The following is a 19,312-nucleotide window of genomic DNA, read 5'->3' as shown; positions in this document are numbered from 1 at the left end:
CCTGCCCCCTTACGGCCGGTTGTGTCTGCTGAAACGATGCTAAGCGGCTCGCGTATGACGGGCTTGATTTGCGTCAATGGGGGGGCAGCCCGGCCTTGCGTGTCGACTTCGGATGGATGTCCGCCGCGACAGGCAGGAGGAACGCGACACGGGAGCGCACGTTCACCGATTGTGACCGCCCAAACCCCGCCCCCAACCTCACTCCACCGTCACCGACTTCGCCAGATTCCTCGGCTTATCAATATCCGTCCCCCGCGCCAGCGCCGCGTGATAAGCCAGCAGCTGCATCGGCACGGTATGCAGGATCGGCGAAAGCGGCCCGTAGTACTCGTTGAGCCGAATCACGTCGATCCCTTCGCCCGACGTCAACCCGCAATCCACGTCCGCGAACACGAACAGCCTGCCGTTGCGCGCGCTCACCTCGTGCATGTTCGACTTGAGCTTCTCCAACAGCATGTCGTTCGGCGCGACCGCGATCACCGGCATCTCGTTGCTGACCAGCGCCAGCGGCCCATGCTTCAGTTCGCCCGCCGGATACGCCTCGGCATGGATATACGAAATCTCCTTCATCTTCAGTGCGCCTTCCAATGCGATCGGGTAATGCATCCCGCGGCCGAGGAACAGCATGTTGTCGCGTCGCGCGAGCAGCTCCGACCAGCCCATGATCTGCGGCTCCAGCGCGAGCACTTTCGCCATCGCATCGGGCAGATGCCGCAGCGCGCGCAGATGCGCCTTCTCGTCGTCGTCGCTCAGCCGGCCGCGAACCTGCGCGAGCGACAGCGTCAGCAGGAACAACGCGACGAGCTGCGTCGTGAACGCCTTCGTCGACGCGACGCCAATCTCGATCCCCGCGCGCGTGACGAACTGCAGCGCACACTCGCGCATCAGCGCGCTCGACGCGACGTTGCAGATCGCCAGCGTATGCATCATCCCGCGCTGCTTCGCGACCTGCACGGCGCCGAGCACGTCGGCCGTCTCGCCGCTCTGCGACACCGCGACGACCAGCGTGCGCGGGTTCGCCACGCCGTCGCGATAGCGGAACTCGCTGGCGATCTCGACGTTCGTCGGCAGCTTCGCGATGCTCTCGATCCAGTACTTCGCCGTCAGCGCCGCGTGATAGCTGCCGCCACACGCGAGCAGCAACACCGAGTCGACGTCGTTGAACACGCGCCACGCGCCATCGCCGAACAGCTCCGGCATGATCGACGCGACATCGAGCAGCGTATCGGCCACCGCCTGCGGCTGCTCGAAGATCTCTTTCTGCATGTAGTAGCGGTACGCGCCGAGATCGGCCGCGCCGCTGTGCGCGGCGACCCGCTGTACCGCGCGCTCGACACGCTGGCCGGCCGCATCGACGATCCAGTAGCGATGCAGTTGAATGTCCGCGACGTCGCCGTTCTCGAGGTACGCGATGCGGTCGGTCACGCCCGACAGCGCGATCGCATCCGACGCGAGAAAGTTCTCGCCGTCGCCGACGCCCACGACGAGCGGCATCCCGTCGCGCGCACCGACGATGCGATGCGGCTCGTCGCGGCACATCACCGCGATCGCGTAGCTGCCGCGCAAGCGCGCGACGGCGCCGCGCACCGCGTCGAACAAGTCGCCGTCGTACAGATGATCGATCAGATGCGCGATCGCCTCGCTATCCGTCTGGCTGGCAAACACGTAGCCGTGCGCCTGCAGCTCCGCACGCAATTGATCGCAGTTCTCGATGATCCCGTTGTGCGACAGCGCGATGCGCGCGTTGTCGTCGCGCGGCGAAAAATGCGGATGCGCGTTGAGCGTGACGGGCGCGCCGTGCGTGGCCCAGCGCGTGTGCGCGATGCCGGTATAGCCCGACAGCCCCTGCGCCGCGATCTCGCGCTGCAGGTTCGCGACGCGATCGACGCTACGCGCGCGAGCGAGCGCACGGTCGCGATAGGCCACGACCCCGCACGAATCGTAGCCGCGGTATTCGAGCCGCTTCAGCCCGTCGACGAGATTGGGCACGATGTCCCGCTGAGCCACCGCCCCGACAATTCCACACATATCGCGCTCCCTGAATACGTTGTCTGAGTCCGTGACCGCGATAGTAGAGGCAGCAAAATGGAATTAAATTTCAAAATTGGCGTAATCCTGAAACGATGCGGCAATGCGGTAGGATGATGAAATTAAATTCCACATCCATCTCGCAAGGAGCTGCCGATGGCCGGCATCACGCTCGACGATCTCGACCTGCGCATTCTCGCGATCCTGCAGGACGACGCGTCGGTGTCGAACCTGCAACTGGCCGAGCGCGCGCTGTCGTCGCCGCCGACCTGCATGCGCCGTGTGCGGCGGCTGACGGAGGCCGGCGTGATCCGCCGGCAGATCGCGGTGCTCGATCCGGTCGCGATCGGCACGGCCGTCACCGCGCTGATCGAGATCAGCCTCGACCGGCAGACGGCCGAAGACTACGACGCATTCGAGGCCTACGTGTGCGCGGAGCCGTCGGTCACGCAGTGCTACCGCGTGTCGCCGGGGCCGGATTTCATCGTGGTGGCCGATCTGGCCGACGTCGCCGAATACGACGCGTTCGCGCGGCGCCTCTTCACTGGCGCATCGAACGTGCGCAACGTGCGGACGTTCTTCTCGACGCATCGCGCGAAATTCGACGCGAACGCGCGCGTCGCGCACGCAATGCGCAAGCGTCGCGACGATTGACCCACGGCGGCGCGTCGCACGCGATCCGACGCCTTCAGAACGCGAACGCCTGCTGCGCCGCGTGTCGGTCACCGCGCACGAAGCGCGCGCCTTCGAGCGACAACAACGCGCGCTTGCGTTCGATCCCGCCTGCATAGCCGGTGAGGCTGCCGGACGCGCCGATCACGCGATGGCACGGCACCATGATCGCGACCGGATTGCGGCCGATCGCGCCGCCGACGGCGCGCGCCGCACTCATCGGCAACCCCAGGCGCTCGGTGACGTCGCCGTACGACACGAGTTCGCCGAACGGGATCGCGAGCAGTTGCTGCCAGACGCCACGCTGGAACGCGGTGCCGTTCAGCTGAAGCGGTACGGAGAAGGTGTGGCGCGTGCCGCTGAAGTATTCGGCGACCTCGTCGGCGATGTGCCGCGCGAGCGATGAAGCGCCGACGTGCGCGTGCTCATCCGCGGCGATCGCGAGCGACGGATAGTATTTCTGGCCGACGAAGAACAGGCCGGTCAGCGCATCGTGCTCGATACGGACGGCGATGTCGCCGAGCGGGCTCGGGATCAGAAGCGCGGGAGTCATCGCGAAGTTTCTCCTTGAGGGCGTTGGCTCGCGTAGCGCGGCATATGCACGCTATTGCGCGCCGCAGCGCCGGCAGCGAACGCATTCGGCGCGTTTACGCAGCGGACCATGCGGCGCTCCACCTAGGGCGACGATACGCACATCCGAACCCGCCGTTGAGGCAGCGATTGCGCGAAGGCATCGTGTCGTAGCAGACAGCGGAGCGGGATCGGCATACATCCGATGACTTTAAACGATCCGCAGCGCAGTTTCCGGCCGAACGCTGACTTGCGCATCCGCGCGCACGGGCTCCGTCACGACCCCGTTTCACCGCACACGCATCGCGGAAAACGATTGATGTGCACTTTGCGAAACGGTCATCTCTTTTTGCGCGATCGAATTTGAGATGACTCATCGAAATCCCGGACTGACATCGCCCCGACCGGCGGCCTATGCTTGGAAAAACGTTTTCCACCCATCGGTGAAATAGCGGCTGCGCGAGGCCTGCGCAGTTGCGGTTCGCCGCGGCGCCCGTCGCCGGTTACGGACTACGTATCGACAGTCGGCGCGACGGGCGCGGCCGCGCATCGGAGACACTCATGCAATCTGCCGTTGTCGGCGCGGTGCGCGCCGTCGCCAGCCGCTACCGCTGGACCGTCTGTGCGCTGCTGTTCTTCGCGACGGTCATCAACTACATGGACCGGCAGATCCTCGGCCTGCTCGCGCCGATGCTGCAGCACGACATCGGCTGGACCCAGGTGCAGTACGGCCGCATCGTGATGGCGTTCACCGCGTTCTATGCGATCGGCCTGCTGGGCTTCGGGCGCATCGTCGACTGGCTCGGCACGCGCATCTCGTACGCGGCCGCGATGCTGATGTGGAGCATTGCGGCGATGCTGCATGCGGCGGTCGGCTCCGTGATGGGCTTCGCCGCGGTGCGCGCGTTGCTGGGGATCGGCGAGGGCGGCAACTTCCCGGCCGCGATCAAGACGACGGCCGAATGGTTTCCGCGCCGCGAACGCGCGCTCGCGACCGGCATCTTCAACTCGGGCGCGAACATCGGCGCGGTGTTCGCGCCGGCGATCATCCCGGCGATCGCGCTGGCCTACGGATGGCGCGCGGCATTCGTGATCATCGGCGCGATCGGCATCGTGTGGCTCGCGGTGTGGCTGGTGCTGTACCGCACGGCCGACACGCGCGCGCTCGCCGCCGAATACGACGAGCCGCGCGACGAAGCGGAAGCGCTCGACGCGGCCAACGCGGATGCCGGCGCGCCGCGCTGGGGCGAGCTGATCCGCAAGCGCGAAACCTGGGCATTCCTGATCGGCAAGTTCCTGACCGACCCGGTGTGGTGGTTCTATCTGTTCTGGCTGCCGAAGTGGCTCAACGAGTCGCGCGGGATGGACATGCAGCACATCGGCCTGCCGCTCGTGTGCATCTATGCGCTGACCACGGTGGGCAGCGTGGGCGGCGGCTGGCTGTCGTCGGCGCTGCTGCGCGCGGGCTGGAGCGTGAACGGCGCGCGCAAGACGGCGATGCTCGTCTGCGCGTGCTGCGTGCTGCCGATCGCGTTCGTGTCGCAGGTGCAGAGCCTGTGGATCGCGGTGACGATCGTCGGGCTTGCCGCGGCCGCGCATCAGGGCTGGTCGGCGAACCTGTTCACGACGGCATCCGATCTGTTTCCGCGCCGCGCGGTCGCGTCGGTGGTGGGCATCGGCGGGATGGCCGGTTCGATCGGCGGCGTGCTGTTCTCGGAAGTGATCGGGCAGGTGCTGCAGCGCACGGGCCACTACTGGGTGCTGTTCGCGATCGGCGCGCTGGCGTACCTGCTCGCGCTCGCGATCATGCACGCGCTCACGCCGAAGATGAAGCCGGCCCGACTCGGCGCGTAAGCGCCGCGACACGCGAACGCGCCGCGCTGGACGCGGCGCGTTTTCGTTTGGGGTGGGCGGGGCGCGCATGCGAAGCGATGCGGGGCTGCGGCGGTTGAGTTTGGGATGGCGGCTGCGATTGCGATTGCGATTGCGACTGCGACTGCGATGGCGATGTCGACTACGACAGCAACTGCAACCGCAGGCTACCGCAACCGCCGCACAGCCCGCCCGCCACTCACCCCACCGCCGCCGTCGATGCCCGCATGATCAACCGCGGCTCGAACGTCGAATAGCTCGCGTCGGTGCGTCCGGCGAGCGCGTCGATCAGCTTCTGCATCGCGAGCTCGCCCATGTTTTCGCTCTGGATGTCGATGGTGGTCAGCGCGGGCGCCGCGTATTGACCGTACGGCACATTGTCGATGCCGGCGACGGAAACGTCCTGCGGCAACCGGAAGCCGAGCGACGCGGCTTCCTTCATGAAGCCGAGCGCGATCAGGTCGTTGTAGCAGATCACCGCCTGCGGGCGCTGCGGCCCGAGCATCACGCGCGAGCAGGCGCGCTCGCCGGCTTCGGCGGTTGGCGCATGCGCGTCGTGCACGTCGAGCGTGAGCCCCGCTTCCGCGAGACAGTCGCGCGCCCCCTGGATCCGTTCGTCGTTCACGCGCGCGGTGCCGAAGCCGAGATACGCGATGCGCGTGTGGCCCAGGTTGAGCAGATGGCGCGCGAGCATGTAGGTGGCGAGCCGGTTGTCGATGCCGACGCTCGGGATCGGCAGGCCGGGGCTGCGTCGCAGCAGCACGAGCGGCTTGTGCAGATCGAGCATCCAGCCCGCTTCGTCGTCGGGCATCCGCGTGCTGACGATCAAGCCATCCACGCGCTGCGCGAGCGCCTCGACCAGCGAGCGTTCGCGCGCCTGGCTTTCTTCGGTATCGACGAGCAGCAGCGTGTAGTCGTGCTGGAGCGCGACGCGGTTCGCGCCTTTGACGACGCTCGTGAAATACGGGTTGCTGATGTCGAGGATCACGAGGCCGATCGTGCGCGTGCGCCCGGTGATCATCGAGCGCGCGAGCGGATTCGAACGATAGCCGAGGCGCTCGATCGCCTCCTTGAGCCGCGCCTCGACGGTCGGCGAGAAGCGCTGCGTGCCGTTCACGAACTTGGAGACCGTCGCAACCGACACGCCGGCCTGGGCCGCCACGTCGCGGATCGTCGGGGAAACTTTTTTCATCGCAAGGGTAACGTTTACGTTCCGTTGTCCGCGATTGTGGCAGAAAACCGAGGCGGCCGGCCATCGGCCGACATCGGGAAAGTGCGGATGGCCGAGAGGGTGGCCGACCGTTGACGTTCGCCTTCGCCGCCGCGTATAGTTGGAAAACGTTTTCCGGCCAAATCGTTGCAAGCGATTGGAGGTCGGGCGCATCCGCATACCTTCAGCACAGATCCAAGGAGACTCGATGAACGCCACTTCCACCGGCGCCCGCAAGCCGTTTGCGCGCCTGCTGCTGACCGGCGCGGCCGGCAATCTCGGTCGCCAGCTGCGCGGCGCGCTCGCGAACTGGGCCGACATCGTGCGCGTGAGCGACGTCGCCGCGCTCGGCGACGCGGCGCAGCACGAGGAAACCCGGGTCGTCGACCTGTCCGATCGGCCGGCGGTGATGGACCTCGTCGACGGCGTCGACGCGATCGTCCATCTCGGCGGAATTTCGGTCGATGCGCCGTTCGACGATCTCGTCGATGCGAACATCACCGGCACGTACAACCTGTACGAAGCCGCGCGCAAGCACGGCGTGAAGCGCGTCGTGTTCGCGAGCTCGAACCATGCGATCGGTTTTCATCCGGTCACGGAAGTGCTCGACGTCGACGCGCCGCTGCGTCCGGACAGCCTCTATGGCGTGACGAAGTGCTTCGGCGAAGCGCTGTCGCGGTACTACTTCGACCGCTTCGGGATCGAGACCGTGTGCCTGCGGATCGGCTCGTCGTTCGAGGTTCCGAAGAACCCGCGCATGCTGGTGACCTTCCTCAGCTATCGCGACTTCATCGAGCTGGTGCGATGCGCGCTGCTGACGAACCGCGTCGGGCATGCGATCGTGTACGGCGTGTCGGACAACCCGGTGAAGTGGTGGGACAACACGAAGGCCGGCTTCCTCGGGTTCCGGCCGCAGGACAGCTCCGCGCAGTTCGCCGGGCTGTTTCCGGTGACCGCGCCGAGCGCCGAATACGACGATCCGGCGCAGCGTTACCAGGGCGGCGGCTTCGTCGTCGGCGAGCCGCTGGAGCGCGGCGCGAACTAGACGCCGCGGCGGCGGCGGGTTCAGCGCAGGATGTCCGTCGCCTTGTGCGACGCATCCACGCCGTCGATCAGGATCAGCGGGCCGCTCGCGTGCCGCGTGCGCAGCGGCTGGATCTGCCGGTAAGCGTCGGAGTCGTACCACGCGCGCGCGGCGGCGAGATCGGGAAACGCGATCGCGATCAGATCGCCGTGCCACTCGCCTTCGCGCACGTCGGGCCGTGCGCCATGGATCGCGAAGTGGCCGTCGAACGGCGCAAGCGTGCCGTCGATGCGTTCGAGGTATTCGACGATGTCGTCGCAGATTTGAACGTCGTGCAGGTGGGCGATGGCGTAGGCGGTCATGTCGGGCTCCTTGGCGTCGATGCGATGCGTTGATCGATGACGCCATGATCGGCACGCGCGCGACGCGCGTCGATTACCTGCGACGTAAGCAAATCTGCGCGGCTGTATGCGATGCGTTCACGCGCGCTGGCGCACCGGTGGCGGCGCCGGATCGGGTGTGGAATGGGCCGCTGGCGACGATGGTCGCGGGCCGCGCGGGTGGTGCAGCCGCTGGCGGTGTAGCAGATCGCCGCGCGATGTTGAGCGCGGCGTTACCGGAAGGGGATGGCGGGCGGCGCGCTAATAGCGCCGACGGTGTGTCGCTCGGGTGCGCTCACACCGCTCACACCGGATACGCATCGTCGACTTTGAGGTTGGCGAGGCGGAACAGCGTGCGCAGCGTTTGCGGGTGAATGTCGCGGTGCGCGGCGAGCGATGTCAGCATGAAGTCGAGGACTTTCGCGTAGCGCAGCAGCACGAGGCAGCGCGCGAGGTCGGCGCGGCCGCGCATGTCCTCGGCGTAGCGCACCATCTCGGTCGACAGCGAGCGGGCCATCTCGAGTTCCATCTGCTGCTTTTCGGTCCATTCCGGCTGCGGCTGTTCGAGCAGCTTCGCGAGAAAGATCTGGAACGACGTATCGGACGAGTTGGGCAGCGTATCCATGAAGTGCCTCGCAACTGGCGTGGATCGTTCGGGCTTGGCCTGAACCGGGTTCGTATATGCGCCGCTCGGCGGCGCGGCAGTTGTTGCAACGAATGCAGGTTCCGTACCAGCAACGCGATCCACTTGCCCGGCCGGTCGCGCGCGGCGCGCCGCGATGGCTGCTGTGGCGCGTCGGGACTGGCTCGCGCGGGATGTCGCGGCGTCCGGCGGACGGTCGTGTATGGTGGCGTGCGGCACGGAAAACTCGTCCGGACCGATGAAATGCTTCACCGATGTAACGTAACGCCGTGGTGACGTCAGTCGCATTTTCGGGCGCGGATGCGGTGGTGTCGAGGCGTGCGCCCGGGAGGTGCGCCGGGCTGGGGTGCGCGCGACGGGAGCGGTTGCGTGGGGTGCTCGATACGGGCGTCGGTCGAAGCACGCGATCGCGCGCGGCGCGCACCGGACGTTTCATCGGTGAGACGTCCTGCCGTTGCCCGCGAGTTCGTGTCTGACATGCGGCGAACCTCGGGCCTCCGGCTGCTGGCCGACGTTCGACCGCTCGGGAGAAAACAGCGCGGCCTGCGTCATCGCGCACTCCAAGCGTGCCGGGATGCGGTGCGCTTCCCAACGATGTTGCGCGGGGCGGCTCGCATCCGCTTCAACGCAGCGACGTCCGACCGTAAGCAACTGTCCGGGTGCCGACCTTGTCGCGCTGCTTGCGCCGCCGCTCGATGGCCGCGAGCGCGTCGCGTTCAGCGGCTGGCGATGCCTCGACACCGTATACCTTCAGCCGGGAAACCGGAAATCCTTTGCCCGCGCGCACACGCATATCAGCCACGCGTCCCAATTCGACACGCGATCACCATGCAGTGCCTGGTTTCTTCATATCGATGCGCTGTTGCGAATTGGAGACGCGAGTCGTAGAGCAAGCTGAAGCGGCCATCGCAATTCGCGATCGGACTTGCTAGTTGTTTTAAATGTCAATTGGCTTATTTTGAGATGGTGGCGATTCAATGGTCACGCGACTACTCGCGAGTAACGTTGTACGAGTGAGCGACCATTGAAAATATTCCGTTGAGTCGGATCGGGTGACGATTCAGATTGAGTCAGTGGTGAGTGCCGGCCACTCGATACGGATTTATATCAATCGCTGGTCGATTATAAAAATATTTCTGAATGTCAATTCCGCATCCGCGTTTCGAGCGGAAGGCGGTCGATATGGTGCGTCCCGCACGCCATCTTCCACGCTGTCGACGATCACGCGCGCGGCGGCGTGCAATTTATTAGTCGGTGACTTGCAATCTCTGACACTGTGAATGCGCACCTTTCGATAGATTTCGGCGTGAAGGGCCGCCATTCGATCGCGATCACACGTTGCGACGTGCAGACAAACTTAGACAGCGTTGCTTTCGAAATCGGAGAGCGTCTCTGTACTCGTGGGGGCTTCCCGATCGATTTGCTCCACGTCTAGAAGCGTTTGCCGTATCCATGAACAAGAACCAATATCGTCTGGTATTCAGCCGCGTGCGCGGCATGCTCGTTGCAGTCGAGGAAACGGCTCACGCGACGGGGAAAGTCACCAAGGGTGAAGCGTCGCGCGCCGTTGGCGATCGCATGGCGAGCTTTGCCTTGCGCCATGCTGCATTCGCGGTGCTGGTCGCGGCCGGGGTCACGCCGATGTGGGCAAATGCGCAGGTCGTGGGCGCGGGCGCGAACGCGCCGTCGGTCATCCAGACGCAAAACGGTCTCCAACAGGTCAACATCACGAAGCCGTCCGGTGCGGGCGTGTCGTTGAATACCTATTCGCAGTTCGATGTGCCCAAACCCGGCGTGATCGTCAACAACTCGCCTACGCTGACGAATACGCAGCAGGCCGGGTACATCAACGGCAACCCGAATCTCGGCCCGAACGGTTCGGCCAGGATCATCATCAATCAGGTCAACAGCCCGAACCCGTCGCAACTGAGGGGTTTCGTCGAGATCGCCGGCCAGCGTGCGGAGATGATCATTTCCAATCCGTCGGGACTGGTCGTGGATGGTGGCGGCTTCATCAATACCTCGCGTGCAATCCTGACCACCGGCACGCCGAACCTGAATCCGGACGGATCACTGGCGGGTTTCAGTGTGACGCGCGGCCTCATCGCGGTACAGGGCGCGGGCCTGAATGCCACCAACGTGGATCAGGTCGACCTCATTTCCAGAGCCGTACAGGCGAACGCCGCCATCTATGCGACGAACCTGAACGTGATCGCCGGTGCGAATCGGGTCAATCACGACACCCTCGAGGCGACCCGCATTCAGGGCGATGGTGCGGCGCCTGCGGTTGCGATCGACGTTGCGCAATTGGGCGGCATGTACAGCAATCGCATCCTGTTGGTCGGCACCGAGGGCGGCGTCGGAGTCCGAAACGCCGGGACGATCGCGGCGGACGCGATGGGGCTGACGTTGACTACCGACGGACGGCTGATTCAGTCGGGCAAGGTTTCGTCGGCCGGGAACGCCGCCATTTCTGCTGCAGGCGGAGTCGAGAACAGCGGCACCACCTACGGCCAGCAGTCGGTGTCGGTGAATACCGGTGCGGACGTCGTCAATACCGGTACGCTGGCTGCGCAACATCACGTCGGCGTGACCGCGGGCTCGCTGAATTCGACCGGGTTGCTCGGCGCAGGCGTGAACAGCGACGGTTCCGTGACGCAAACCGGCGACCTGCAACTCGCGACGACGGGCCAGCTCAATGCGACCGGCAAAAACGTTGCGGGCGGCAACGTGAGCGCGAAAGGCTCCGGCGTAAACCTCGCGGGCAGCACGACGGCCGCGAACGGCGATCTGTCGCTCACGGCCACGGTCGGCGACGTCAACTTCACGAACGCGACGACCAGCGCCCAAGGGGCCATCACGGCGAATGCCGCAGGCACGGTCATCAATGATCGAGGCAATCTGACGAGCGGCGGTGCAACGAGCCTGACGGGCAACGACGTGTCGAACCAGAGCGGCGCAGTGTCGTCGCAAGGGCCGCTGTCGGTGACGGCCGCCAACCACATCGCGAACCGGTCCGGCGTATTCGTTTCGCAGAGCACGATGGCGCTGCGTGGCAGCACGGTCGCGAACAACCAAGGTACGGTCCAGAGTGCTGGTCGTGCCACGGTCGATGCAATCACGCTCGACAATACGGCCGGCCGCATTACGTCGCTCAATAGCGACGGGATGGTGTTGACCGCGACGGGCCAACTCACGAATGCGGCAGGTACGACGGCGGCCGGCGCGCAAGGTGGCGTGATCGGCGGCAACGGCGACGTGACGGTGCAAGGCGGGGCGATCGCCAACCACGCGACGATCACGTCCAATACGAATTTGCACGTGGCCGGCCAGTCGATCGACAACGGCAGCGGGTCCTTGCAGGCCGCGCAGAACGTGGCGGTCGACGCCGCTGCGCACCTGGCCAACAGCGGCGGCACGATCATGGGCCAAACCGCCGCGTTGAACGGCACTACGCTCGACAACAGCTCAGGCACCGTGCAAGCCCAACAGGTCGCGTTGACCGGTACCAGTCTCGTCAATCGCGGCGGCACGATCACGCAGATCGGCACCGGCACGATGGCCGTCAATGTATCGGGCACGCTCGACAATTCGAGTGGCGGCACGCTGCAGACGAACGGCACAGACGTCACGCTGGCCCCTGCTGCGCTGGTCAACGATGGTGGCACGATCGTCCACGCCGGCACGGGTACGCTGACGTTGGGCAACGGTGCGGGTTCGGTGTCGAACGTCGGCGGCGCGATTGCCAGCAATGGACATATCGCGGCGCAAAGCGGCTCGCTGAACAACACCTCGGGTTCCATCAACGCGCAAAGCGGGCTGATCGCGGTGGTTGGCGGCACGCTGAACAATACCAACGGCAAGCTGCTGTCCAACACGGAGCTCGGCTCGACGAGCGGCACGTTGACGAACGATGGCGGCCAAATCGGCGCGAGCACGAATGCGACGATTCACACGGGTTCGATGACGAATCAGGGCGGCGCGATCGTTGCCCCGAATCTGTCGGTCACAGCCGATTCGACGCTCGACAATAGCGGTGGACAGCTCACAGCCAATCAGCTCGCACTGAGCACGCCGAATCTGACGAACCACGGCGGCACGATCACGCAGTATGGGTCGTCGGCGATGGGCGTCAATGTGAGCGGCACGCTCGACAATTCCGCTGGCGGTGTGATCCAGACGAACAGTACGGACCTGACGCTCGCTCCCGCGCAATTGAACAACGCTGGCGGAACGATTACGCATGCCGGCGCGGGTACGCTGACGATTGAACCAGGCAGCGGTGCAGGTGCAGTGAACAACGCGGGCGGCACCGTTGTCACCAAGGGCAATGCAGTCGTCGGCGCGAGCGGCTGGGACAATACGAGCGGCATCTTCGCGGCACAGGGCGACATCGCCGCGACGATCGCGGGCGACGTGAACAACGCGCAAGGCCTGGTGCGCGCAGGAACGTCCTTGTCGTTGACGAACGGCGGCGCGCTGGTGAACCAGGGCGGGCATATTCAGGCCGGCCAGACCGTGGCAGGCGACACGAGCACGCTGCGCATCCAGTCCGCGTCGATCGACAACGCCGACGGGTCGATCGCCGACCTTGGCGCCGGCCAAATGACCGTGCAGGGCGGCAGTCAGATCACCAACAGCAACGCCGGTGGTGTGTCGGGGATGGGTGCGATCACCGGTAACGGTGACGTGATGGTGAACGCTGCGTCGATTTCCAACACGCAAGGTGGCCAGCTGAGCGGCGCCTCGCTGCATGTTCAGGGGACGACCTTGGACAACAGCGGCGGGCAGATTGGTAACGTCGCGAATTCGAGCGGCGATGTGGCCGTGACGACCAGCGGCGCGATCACGAACACGAACGGGCAGATCAGTTCGACGCACGACCTGACGGTGACAGCGCCGACGCTGCAAGGTGGCGGTACCTATAGCGCGGCCCACGATGCGAGCGTCAATTTGCAGGGCGATTTCTCGGTGACGCCCGACTATCAGTTCAACGTCGGCCATGATCTTGCGTTTGCGTTGCCCGGTACGTTCGACAACAGCGGCAACGTGCAGTCGGTCAACGATCTGAGCGTCAATGCCGGCAACATCGTCAACTCCGGCGCACTGTCAGCCGGCGGTTTGCTGCATACGCAATCGGGCAACCTCACCAATACCGGGTCGCTGGTGGGCGGCAGCGTCTCGCTCAACGCAACGGGCACGGTGTCGAACGTCGGGCCGACGGCCTTGATTGGTGCATCGGATAGCAACGGCACGCTTGAAATTCTCGCGCACGATATCGAAAACCGTGACGACACGACGGCGACGGATTCGATGCCGACGACGGCGATTTTCGGGATGGGTAAGGTCGTACTCGCGGGTGGTAAGGACGCGAGCGGCAATTACACGAATGCGGCACTCGTCAACAACTCGTCGGCGTTGATCCAGTCCGGCGGCGATATGGAGTTGCACGCCGATAAGGTGACGAGCACGCGTCGTGTGATGAGCACCTCGGGAAGCACGAGTAACGTCGATCCGGCGGCCCTCGCGCAATACGGCATTAGCCTGTCAGGTTGCGCATCGTACTTCGCGGTGAATTGCGCGGGAGGGGGACAGATGATCGCCGGTCTCCGGTCCGACAACATCACACCGGCCGAAACGGCCGCGTTGATCAAACAGCCGGGCGGCATGTACATTGAGCCGCCTCACGGCGGCCAGTGGAACAGCGGGTACTTCTACACGACCTATACTGGAACGGCTGTGGCGAACACGGTCACGGCATTGAGCCCGACTGCGCAAATCGTGTCGGGCGGCAGTCTCAATGCAACATCGACCGGTACCCTGCAAAACTACTGGAGCAGCATCACGGCCGTTGGCAACCTCGACTTGCCGCAAAACTATGACGGCAACGGTTGGGCGGCGACGGGCCAGCAGGCGCCGACCGTGACGGTGACGTACTCGGGCCAGTACCACTACAACAACTACGACAGCAGCGAATACAACTGGCAATTGCCGTTCGGCAACGCCCCGTTCGTGACGAGCCGTCCGGGCGGCTATACCCAAGTCGCGCCAGCGGACGTCAAGACCTACAGTCTGCCGAGCTACGATTCGACGTTGGGTTCGAACGGCACGATCTCCGGCACGGGTGTCAGCATCAATAACACGGCCGCAAACGCGTCGATTCCGTCGCTCGGTCTGCTGCCCGGTCAATCCGTCCCCGGTCTGATGATTGGTGGGCTGAGCGGAAGCGCGAGCGGCACGAAGTCGGGCGCTTCGGCCGTGCATGGTGGGGTGATCACGGTCTCGCCGGTCATCGCCAGCGCGACGGCGCAGAACGTCCTGAACAATCTGACGATCCCGCAGGGCGGTCTGTACAGACCGAATCCGTCGCCGAACGCGAGCTATGCGATCGAGACGAACCCGGCATTCACGAACCAGAAGCGCTTCATCTCCAGCGACTACTTCTTCAGTCAGATCGGCGTCGACCTCACGCATATTCCGAAGCGTCTGGGTGATGGATTCTACGAGCAGCAACTCGTACGCAATCAGGTCACTTCGCTGACCGGCCGTGCGGTATTGGGTCCGTACACGGATCTTCAGACGATGTATCAGCAGTTGATGGCGGCGGGTGCATCGTTGGAGAAGACGCTTAATCTCTCGCTGGGCGCGAGCCTGTCGGCCGAGCAGGTATCGCAGCTCACGAACAACGTGATCATGATGGAAACGCGAGTGGTCGACGGCCAATCGGTGCTCGTGCCGGTCGTGTACCTCGCGCAGGCGAACCAGCAGAACGTCAACGGCCCGCTGATTACCGCGACGGACATCGATCTGAAGGACGCGCAGAACTTCACGAACAGCGGGACGGTGAAGGCGGACAACACGCTGTCGATTCAGGGCAAGCAGATCGATAACGCGTTCGGCGCGTTGCAGAGTGGTGGGCTCATGTCGTTGAAGACGGACGGCAACGTCGATCTCACTTCCGCGAAGGTCAGGGCGGGCAGCCTGAACCTGGACGCAGGCGGTGACCTCATTCTCAATAGCGCGGTGAAGACCGACACCCGGGTAAGTCGCGATGGCGCGACGAGTGTGACGACGACGCTCGGGCCGATTGCGCAGCTCGACGTCACAGGCAATGCGGCGATCAGGACGGGCGGCAACTTCGAGCAGAACGCGGGCAACCTGACGGTTGGCGGCAATCTCGGTATGAATGTCGGGGGTAACTGGGATCTCGGTGCGGTTCAAACGGGCGAGCACAAGATCGTGCAGCGCGCGAACGGTGTGTCGAACACCGACATCAACAACGTGGCCGGCAGCTCGGTGAAGGTCGGTGGGCAATCGAGTATCGGGATCGGTGGGGATCTTACCGCGAAGGGAGCGCAGATCGATCTTGGCCAGGGTGGCACGATTGCAGCCAAGGGCAATGTGATGCTCGGCGCGGCGAGCGCGACATCGACCGTCAACAGCAACAGCTCCGGCAGCGATCGCCACGGCAGCTATGCAGAGCAGCAACACAGCGCCGACGATACGCTGCTTGGCACGTCTGTGCATAGTGGCGATACGCTTACGGTTGCCTCCGGCAAGGATATCAATGTGATCGGTAGTTCGATCAGCCTCGACAAAGGTAATGCGAACCTACTGGCAAAGGGGGATGTGAATGTCGGCGCGGCGACCGAAACGCATACGTTCGACTCGCACGAGACGCATAGCCATAGCAACGTGGTTAGCGGCGTGAAGGTTGCAAGCGGTACGGACCAGACGGCGACCTATAGCCAAGGCAGCACGATCTCAGCAGACGGGGTGACGATCGGAAGTGGCCGGGACATCAACGTTGCTGGCAGCAACATTGTCGGCACGGACAACGTGAGCCTTGACGCGGCGCGCAACGTAAATATCACCACGACGCAGGACACGGTGCAATCGTCGTCGTATTACGACAAGAAAGAAAGTGGCTTGCTGACCAATGGCGGGCTGTCCGTGACGTTCGGTAGCCGCGCGATGAGCAACACCGACCAGACCAAGCAGGTGACGAACAACGCAAGCGTCGTCGGCGCATCGTCCGGCAGCGTGTCGATCAACGCGGGCAAGGACGCGACGATTACCGGTAGTACTGTGGTCGCCGGCCAAAACCTCGACGTGATCGGCCAGAACGTCGTCGTGAATTCGGCCTATGACACGTACAACGACGCGCAATCGCAGCACTTCAGCCAATCGGGCCTGAGCGTCGGCGTGAACGGCGGTGTGGTGGGGCTCGCTCGGTCGATGGCGAGCACGGTTCGTCAGGGCGTACAGTCCGGCGATTCGCGCTTGGCAGCCGTGCAAGGGGGGGCGGCAGCCGAGCAGGCTTATCAGAGCCGTGATGGATTGAAGAACGCGGCGACTGCCCTGTCGAACGGCAACGTCAGCGAAGCCACGAATGGTGTTCAGGTTCAGCTCAGTATCGGATCGAGCCACAGCAGCAGCAATGAAACTACATCCATCACGGAGGCAAAGAATTCATCGCTGATTGGTGACGGCAACGTGCACGTGACAGCGACGGGCACGCCCGACGCGAACGGCCACGCACAAGCTGGAACCGGCGATATCACGATGACCGGCGCGAAGGTGCTGGGTAAGAACGTGGCGCTGGACGCGAACAATGCGATCACGCTGCAAAGCGCGCAAAGTACCGAGCAAGACACGAGCTCGAACAGTTCGTCGGGCTGGAACGCGGGCGTCGGGATCGGCGTCGGCAAGCAGACCGGGATCAGCATTTTTGCGAACGGCACGAACTCGCACGGCCAAGGCAACGGCAGTGTCGTGACGCAGACCAACACGACCATCGCAGCGGGTGACACGCTGACGATGAAATCGGGAGGCGATACGACGCTGACCGGCGCGCAGGTGTCGGGCGACAAGGTGACGGCCGACGTGGGCGGCAACCTCACGATGACCAGTGTTCAGGATACGTCGAACTACGCGAGCAACCAGCATAGCGCAGGTGCGAGCGGCAGCTTTACGTTCGGGTATGGCGGTGGTGCCGACGTGTCGATCGGGCATACCGGCATCGATGCAAACTACGCGTCGGTGAACCAACAGACCGGCATCGTGGCCGGCAAGGGCGGGTTCGACGTGAGCGTTGCGAACCATACGCAGCTCAACGGCGCGGAGATCGCGAGCGGCGCCCCCGCCGCAAGCAATACGTTGACGACGGGCAGCCTCGGGTTCAAGGACATCCAGAATTCGATGTCGTACTCGGCTTCGACGGAAGGGTTTTCGACTTCAAGCGGACCGAGCTTTGCACACACGGGTGACAGTGCGAGCGGCGTGACAAAGGCAGCGGTGAGTCCGGCAACGATTACAGTCAAGTCCGATCAACAGAATGGCACGGACAGCACTGCAGGCTTGTCGCGCGATACTGCAAATGCGAACCAGACCGTTAAGAACACGTTCAATTTGCAGCAGACACAGAACGATCTGGCCTTTGCGCAGGCGTTCGGCAAGGCGGCGACGTTCGCTGTCGCGGAAGTGGCCACGCAGCTTGAGAACAGTAGCCCGCAGATGAAGGCGTTGTTCGGCGAAGGCGGCGCGGGCCGCGATGCGCTGCACGCGGCGGTGGCGGCGATCGGCGCGGCGTTGTCGGGCGGTAACATCGGCGGCGCGGTGGCGGGTTCGCTGGCGGGCGATGCGCTGCAATCGCTGGCGCGGCCGATCATCGATCAGGCCGTTAGCCAGTTGCCGCTGGACGCCCAGACGCCTGCACGCAAGGCGCTGAACGAGGTCGTCGCGACGGCCGGCGGTGCGGCGGGTGGCGCACTGGCCGGCGGTTCGTCGGGCACGCTCGCGGGTGCAGGCGCGGCGGCGAACAACGAACTTTACAACCGGCGATTGCACGAGAGCGAGGCGCAGAAGCTTCAGCAGCTTCAAAAGAATCAGACTCCGGAGGAACAATATCGCCTTGCGGCTGCGGAGTGCTCGCTTGTGCATTGTGCCGACAACATCCCGGACAGCGATCGGGACAAGGCCGTACTGCAAAAGATGCAGAATGACGGCGCGCAGTTCACCTACGAGCAAGGGGTTCTGAAGAAGGCTGGCGCGTTCGACGGGTACGGCAAGCTCGATTTGTTGTCGGATGCCTACGACCGGAACCAAGTTTCCAATCGTCTTGTCGGCGCAGTGCAGGGCGTCGGGAGTACCGCAGCGGGGATCGGGGCTGCAACGGGCGGCTGCTATACGCTCGTAGCGTGTATTGCTGGCGCGGCAGTTGCGGGGGTGAGCTTCGATTACGCGAAGGCTGGTTTCACGCAACTTGTGAACGGCAACCCGACGCTGACCTATGGCGAACTGGCATTGCAGAGCTTGGGAATGAGTCGGGGCGGTGCGGCGTTGGCGTATGCTGGCTTGGGTCTCGGTGCAGCAATTGGCAGCGTAGCCGCAAACAATTCGGCGGCACAAGCAGCGGCGAAAGGTGTGCCGCAGTCGATTGAGTCGATTCAAGCCGGCATCAAGAACGATTTGATGCAGCAGGTTGCGGATTTGAGAGCGTCACTAACGGGTGGCCCGCGAACAATGGGGAATATTGGGGTGGCGCAAATTAGTATTCCCGGGGTTCAGTCCGAAATGGCGGCGTCGAGCCAAATTAGTCAACCAACTGCTGAGCAGCAAGCCCTTGGCTTTGTTGGAATGGGGCCGGATATTTTTACTAGCACTGTTGTTCCGCTGCCAAATGGATATCAGCTATTGCGGAATGTGGACTCGGAAGCAAAAATTTTGAACAATGTTGCCGCTCAGCTCGGAGACAATACGTCTGCGAGCGGGGTGATCAATTTATTTACGGAGCGTCCACCGTGCACAAGCTGTTCAGATGTGATTCGGCAATTTCAAAGTAAATACCAGAACATAAAAATCAATGTCATGGATAGCAATGGTGTATTGAAGCCGTCTAAATAGGAGTGAGT

At 64.0% G+C, this 19,312-nt stretch carries 10 protein-coding genes; 4 read left to right on the top strand and 6 right to left on the bottom strand.

The genetic code is table 11. The features are described 5' to 3' along the window. Positions 1-198: 198 nt before the first annotated feature. Positions 199-2,028 carry a glutamine--fructose-6-phosphate transaminase (isomerizing) gene (glmS, locus tag AK36_RS08680; RefSeq protein WP_045578284.1) on the bottom strand — a complete coding sequence of 610 codons (1,830 nt, stop codon included), beginning with the start codon at positions 2,026-2,028 and terminating at the stop codon, positions 199-201. Between the two features lie 156 nt (positions 2,029-2,184). Here glmS and AK36_RS08675 point away from each other — a divergent pair, with 156 nt between their 5' ends. Further along, positions 2,185-2,682: an Lrp/AsnC family transcriptional regulator gene (locus AK36_RS08675; protein WP_014724410.1), complete on the top strand. Its 498-nt coding sequence runs from the start codon at positions 2,185-2,187 to the stop codon at positions 2,680-2,682. A 34-nt stretch (positions 2,683-2,716) separates the two neighbouring features. Here the strand turns inward: AK36_RS08675 and AK36_RS08670 are convergent, their stop codons facing one another. After that, positions 2,717-3,253, bottom strand: a complete 537-nt coding sequence (locus AK36_RS08670; RefSeq protein WP_045578283.1) for a methylated-DNA--[protein]-cysteine S-methyltransferase — start codon at positions 3,251-3,253, stop codon at positions 2,717-2,719. A gap of 578 nt (positions 3,254-3,831) precedes the next feature. On the opposite strand from AK36_RS08670, the gene AK36_RS08665 reads away from it, so the two are divergent. Beyond that, positions 3,832-5,124: an MFS transporter gene (locus AK36_RS08665; protein WP_045578282.1), complete on the top strand. Its 1,293-nt coding sequence runs from the start codon at positions 3,832-3,834 to the stop codon at positions 5,122-5,124. 217 nt (positions 5,125-5,341) lie between these two features. On the opposite strand, the gene AK36_RS08660 is transcribed toward AK36_RS08665, so the two are convergent. Continuing rightward, positions 5,342-6,334 (bottom strand): LacI family DNA-binding transcriptional regulator, encoded by a 993-nt coding sequence (locus AK36_RS08660; protein WP_011881328.1) that lies wholly within the window; start codon positions 6,332-6,334, stop codon positions 5,342-5,344. A gap of 226 nt (positions 6,335-6,560) precedes the next feature. On the opposite strand from AK36_RS08660, the gene AK36_RS08655 reads away from it, so the two are divergent. Continuing rightward, positions 6,561-7,397, top strand: a complete 837-nt coding sequence (locus AK36_RS08655; protein ID WP_011881329.1) for an NAD-dependent epimerase/dehydratase family protein — start codon at positions 6,561-6,563, stop codon at positions 7,395-7,397. A 20-nt stretch (positions 7,398-7,417) separates the two neighbouring features. Here AK36_RS08655 and AK36_RS08650 read toward each other — a convergent pair whose 3' ends face one another. From AK36_RS08650 to AK36_RS32760, 3 genes are all read right to left on the bottom strand, one after another. After that, positions 7,418-7,738, bottom strand: coding sequence for a DUF1330 domain-containing protein (locus AK36_RS08650; protein WP_045578281.1), 321 nt, complete (start codon positions 7,736-7,738; stop codon positions 7,418-7,420). Between the two features lie 322 nt (positions 7,739-8,060). Next, the gene (locus tag AK36_RS08645; RefSeq protein ID WP_011881331.1) at positions 8,061-8,381 is read right to left on the bottom strand and encodes a 3'-5' exonuclease family protein; all 321 of its coding nucleotides are present in this window, start codon (positions 8,379-8,381) and stop codon (positions 8,061-8,063) included. 640 nt (positions 8,382-9,021) lie between these two features. Then, positions 9,022-9,201 (bottom strand): hypothetical protein, encoded by a 180-nt coding sequence (locus tag AK36_RS32760; RefSeq protein ID WP_144410634.1) that lies wholly within the window; start codon positions 9,199-9,201, stop codon positions 9,022-9,024. A gap of 650 nt (positions 9,202-9,851) precedes the next feature. On the opposite strand from AK36_RS32760, the gene AK36_RS08640 reads away from it, so the two are divergent. Further along, positions 9,852-19,304 carry a hemagglutinin repeat-containing protein gene (locus AK36_RS08640; RefSeq protein WP_045578280.1) on the top strand — a complete coding sequence of 3,151 codons (9,453 nt, stop codon included), beginning with the start codon at positions 9,852-9,854 and terminating at the stop codon, positions 19,302-19,304. Positions 19,305-19,312 lie beyond the last annotated feature (8 nt).

Source organism: Burkholderia vietnamiensis LMG 10929 (assembly GCF_000959445.1).
Taxonomy (GTDB): domain Bacteria; phylum Pseudomonadota; class Gammaproteobacteria; order Burkholderiales; family Burkholderiaceae; genus Burkholderia; species Burkholderia vietnamiensis.
The sequence above is the reverse complement of the archived record's forward strand: the minus strand, read 5'-3'. Positions and strand labels throughout refer to the sequence as shown.

Excerpts from the sequence above, each read along its gene's own strand:
- AK36_RS08665 (WP_045578282.1), top strand. The coding sequence starts at position 3,832 with ATGCAATCTGCCGTTGTCGGCGCGGTGCGCGCCGTCGCCAGCCGCTAC.
- glmS (WP_045578284.1), bottom strand. The coding sequence starts at position 2,028 with ATGTGTGGAATTGTCGGGGCGGTGGCTCAGCGGGACATCGTGCCCAAT.
- AK36_RS08670 (WP_045578283.1), bottom strand. The coding sequence starts at position 3,253 with ATGACTCCCGCGCTTCTGATCCCGAGCCCGCTCGGCGACATCGCCGTC.
- AK36_RS08655 (WP_011881329.1), top strand. The coding sequence starts at position 6,561 with ATGAACGCCACTTCCACCGGCGCCCGCAAGCCGTTTGCGCGCCTGCTG.
- AK36_RS08640 (WP_045578280.1), top strand. The coding sequence starts at position 9,852 with ATGAACAAGAACCAATATCGTCTGGTATTCAGCCGCGTGCGCGGCATG.
- AK36_RS08645 (WP_011881331.1), bottom strand. The coding sequence starts at position 8,381 with ATGGATACGCTGCCCAACTCGTCCGATACGTCGTTCCAGATCTTTCTC.
- AK36_RS08660 (WP_011881328.1), bottom strand. The coding sequence starts at position 6,334 with ATGAAAAAAGTTTCCCCGACGATCCGCGACGTGGCGGCCCAGGCCGGC.
- AK36_RS08675 (WP_014724410.1), top strand. The coding sequence starts at position 2,185 with ATGGCCGGCATCACGCTCGACGATCTCGACCTGCGCATTCTCGCGATC.
- AK36_RS08650 (WP_045578281.1), bottom strand. The coding sequence starts at position 7,738 with ATGACCGCCTACGCCATCGCCCACCTGCACGACGTTCAAATCTGCGAC.